Below are 3451 nucleotides of genomic sequence, written 5' to 3'. Positions count from 1 at the left end.
ATTTGAAATTTTATTTTTGGTCATTTGTCAAAAAAATTAGATGCGTTTTCCCTGCCTTTGGCTGTGGGTTTAGGGATTTCAACGTCTAATAGACTATTTTCGTTGTCAATGGGTAAATATTGAGTTAAACCTACTGCCTTCATAGTTTTTACCTCTAAACTTTAAATATTATTAGCTTATGGCGAGACAGCCTCCTTCTTCCTTTGCACCTGCTATCGGAAATTGGGGGGGGTTACTTCTTGGACTACCCCGGAACGAGGTCGAACTTGCCCTCCATACGCACATAGATAATGCACTCCTCTCCCACTTCGCACGATACTTGATGCATCGACTCTCCGTTCGAGCCGAAATAACTGCCTGGTTCCATGGTCTTGACATCGGTCTCACCCGGCACTCGGTACTTAGGTCTGCCCTGGATAACTACAGCACGGAATGTCGAGCCGTGGCTACCTATATTTCCGGTAAACCCAGTCGGTAGCTTGACAAGAGTCCCATTTAACTCACCCTCCTGCGGTTTGCCCCAAAGAAAAGCTACCTTTGGTCCATTAGCAGAGGCTGGCATTCCGGGCCGATCGATCCAAACAATGTTCGATGCGTCCAGCCAAACAAAGTTTGATTTATCAACGTTTACTGGCCTTTCTCCATTATCAAACGCCTCCTCAGGAGGAAGGACGAGATACGGTCCGTCCTCAATCTCTATGTACGCCATGTTGTTGCTGCTCTTAGCAGAGGTAATATGCACTTCCCCGGCTGGCTGCGTCCAGAAAGAACCCTTCGGCAACCACATCTCCTTGGCATTAGGATCGTCATTGTGAACAGTGCCACTAATGACTACTCCACGGTAGGTGACATTGTGAATGTGAGGTGGCGACGAGAAACCGTCCACAAACTCTACGAGGAAGCCTGACGGCCCGGAGCTGGTTCGATCGCCCCAAAGATTACCAGCCCTAGGGCTTTTGTCGCCACGGGCCGGGTTGAGAAACCCCCACTCAACTTCGGACATCAAGACAACCTTGGAGGTTGGCTCGGCTGCTTGTGTCGGAGGGATACTTTGGGATGCGAACTGCACGCTACCCAAGGTGGTTACAAAGAGTGCAAGTGCGAGTAATAGGAACCTTCTTATATTCTTCATTTTAATCATTTGTGAGTTTTGCTATGATTTTCTCCTCTTTAACTATAAAGCGGTGTATTAAAACTTCAAATTTTTGCTCTTTGAAATCCCTTGATGTCTTGACATTACCTGCTATTTAATGCAATTACAATAGCTAAAAAGACAAACTATTTTTGCAAAAATGCAAATAAAAAACTAAATCAATGGAATGGGATAATTTACGTTACATACTGGCCATTGCTCGTGCCAAAAGTGTTGTGGGTGCAGCACGGCAACTAAAAGTACATCACACAACTGTATTCCGTAGGTTAAATGCTTTAGAGGAGAGCTTGGGTGTCAGGTTATTTGAGAGGTTATCAACGGGATATGCTCTAACTCTTGCAGGGGAACAAATGTATCAAAATGCAGTAGAGATTGAGGAAAAAATTGCAACTGTCGAGCGACACATTAGCGGACAAGATAGACAAGTCAAAGGAACTATCAGGGTAACGACTACCGCAAGTTTGCTACGTTACCTATTAACTCCTTGTTTTGCAGCTTTCATTAGAGAATATCCAGAAATTGAGTTAGAGATTTTAGAATCGAATCAGCAGTATAATCTGACGAAACGAGACGCAGATATCGCTATTCGTACTACTAATAACCCACCAGAACATTTAGTAGGACGTAAAATTGCTAAGGCGGCGATCGCTATTTATGCTTCTAAAAATTATTTAGTTGCCAATGGGAAAATTGATAACATTACCGAACATACTTGGATTGGTCTAGAAGAAAGTTTAGTGAGGATTATGTATGGTAATAAATTAAGACAATTATTGCCCCAATTTAAATTTCAATATCAAGTCAATACTCTGATGGGAATATTATATGCACTGCTTAATGATATGGGAATTGGTTTGTTGTTTTGTTATATGGGCAATAGCGAACCTAATCTACAAACTGTTTATCCGACAATTCCTGAATTAGCCAAAGATTTGTGGATACTTACTCATCCAGATATTCGTCATGTGGCTAGAATAAGTATTTTTGTAGATTTTATTGCCGAAGCTTTGAAATCTAAGATCGATCTCATAGAAGGCATAGCGCTACACACAAGTTAAAAGTTTACAGCGCTTTTCAGATTGATGAACTACATCGTCACAGGCAAAACCCAGTAGAGACCTTCTATCGAACGTCTCTACTGTGCTTCCACTACACCCCGTTCATTTTCAATAAGGGTTAATTTTAGTTGAAGTATTCTTCAGTTCCCGAAGGCAAATCTACTTCTATATAATCTACTTCTATATATAGCTTTTAACTAACTTGTCACACCGTGAGATTTGGAACACTAACCAGGATTAAGCTCTAGATCGTTGCTCAAATTGAAATTAGTTACTCCTTCGAGAACAGCAAATGTAGCTCCCTTAAACATCAAATTAGTATCTCCGTTACTAACACTTGTTGAGAAGTCTCCTAAATTACCGCTCATCTCAAATTCATATATCCTAACCATGTCGCCCTCAGCAGCATCGAAATCTTGGATGACATCAATATCATCAAAATAAGTAACGGTACGACTTCCTACTGGAATGCGAATGCCAAAAAATTTACGATAAACAGTCTCTGTTCTTGTTTTTGCCTCAGTGTCAAGCATATCAAATATATCTGCCCCATTTCCTCCATTTAAGATATCTGAACCAACATAACCTTGCAGTAAATCATTTCCATTACCACCTTGCAGTAAATCATCCCCCTGATTGCCTATGAGGGCATCATCACCTTCACCTCCTTGAATAGTATCATTTCCAGTACCACCGAATATAACATCATCACCACCACCACCGACAAGTAGATCATGGCCAGCTACTCCATTGATTACATCCCAGCTACTAGTACCGAAAATTGAATCATTACCGTTAGAACCGTCAGTTGTTGTATTAGGCTGAGTAACTTCGATATATAAACCCATTTTTTTAGTCTCCTTCAATTAGTTGTGTTAATTAGAGTTGTTGGGAAGAAGTTGTTTTCTTTCCCTTGTTGATATTAGTATTGCAAAGATATTCAGAAAATACAATACAGAAAAGTTCAGTTTTATTCAGTAATTTTCAACCTGAATAAAACTGAACTTTTAGGTGAATAATTTGTCTAGCGATATTGAGACTATAACGATGTAGCGATGCCAGTATAATTCATATCAGGACTAGGATTTATCCATTTTTAGTAGAGGTTAAATTAATTTTTAGAGGTGTTTATTACTCAGCATTTTGGCGTAGATATACACTAAATTTTGGATAATTTTATTCAGGAAAGTTCAGTTTTATTCAGGTAAGTTCAGTTTTATTCAGGTAAGTTCAGTTTTAT

At 40.0% G+C, this 3451-nt stretch carries 4 protein-coding genes; 1 reads left to right on the top strand and 3 read right to left on the bottom strand.

Annotated features, from left to right (window positions below):
* Nucleotides 1–20: 20 nt before the first annotated feature.
* Complete coding sequence (locus ACP6PM_RS14495; RefSeq protein WP_426585740.1) at nt 21–143, bottom strand: hypothetical protein; 123 nt, start codon at nt 141–143, stop codon at nt 21–23.
* A 101-nt stretch (nt 144–244) separates the two neighbouring features.
* The gene (locus tag ACP6PM_RS14490; protein ID WP_426585738.1) at nt 245–1141 is read right to left on the bottom strand and encodes a DUF4437 domain-containing protein; all 897 of its coding nucleotides are present in this window, start codon (nt 1139–1141) and stop codon (nt 245–247) included.
* Between the two features lie 173 nt (nt 1142–1314).
* Here ACP6PM_RS14490 and ACP6PM_RS14485 point away from each other — a divergent pair, with 173 nt between their 5' ends.
* Nucleotides 1315–2211: a LysR family transcriptional regulator gene (locus ACP6PM_RS14485; protein WP_426585736.1), complete on the top strand. Its 897-nt coding sequence runs from the start codon at nt 1315–1317 to the stop codon at nt 2209–2211.
* 227 nt (nt 2212–2438) lie between these two features.
* Here the strand turns inward: ACP6PM_RS14485 and ACP6PM_RS14480 are convergent, their stop codons facing one another.
* Nucleotides 2439–3059 carry a calcium-binding protein gene (locus ACP6PM_RS14480; RefSeq protein ID WP_426585734.1) on the bottom strand — a complete coding sequence of 207 codons (621 nt, stop codon included), beginning with the start codon at nt 3057–3059 and terminating at the stop codon, nt 2439–2441.
* Nucleotides 3060–3451: the final 392 nt, after the last annotated feature.

The sequence above is a fragment of the Dapis brunnea BLCC-M229 genome (assembly GCF_050015995.1).
GTDB lineage: Bacteria > Cyanobacteriota > Cyanobacteriia > Cyanobacteriales > Microcoleaceae > Trichodesmium.
Note: the sequence above shows the minus strand (reverse complement) of the source record. Positions and strands in the feature narration are given on the sequence as shown.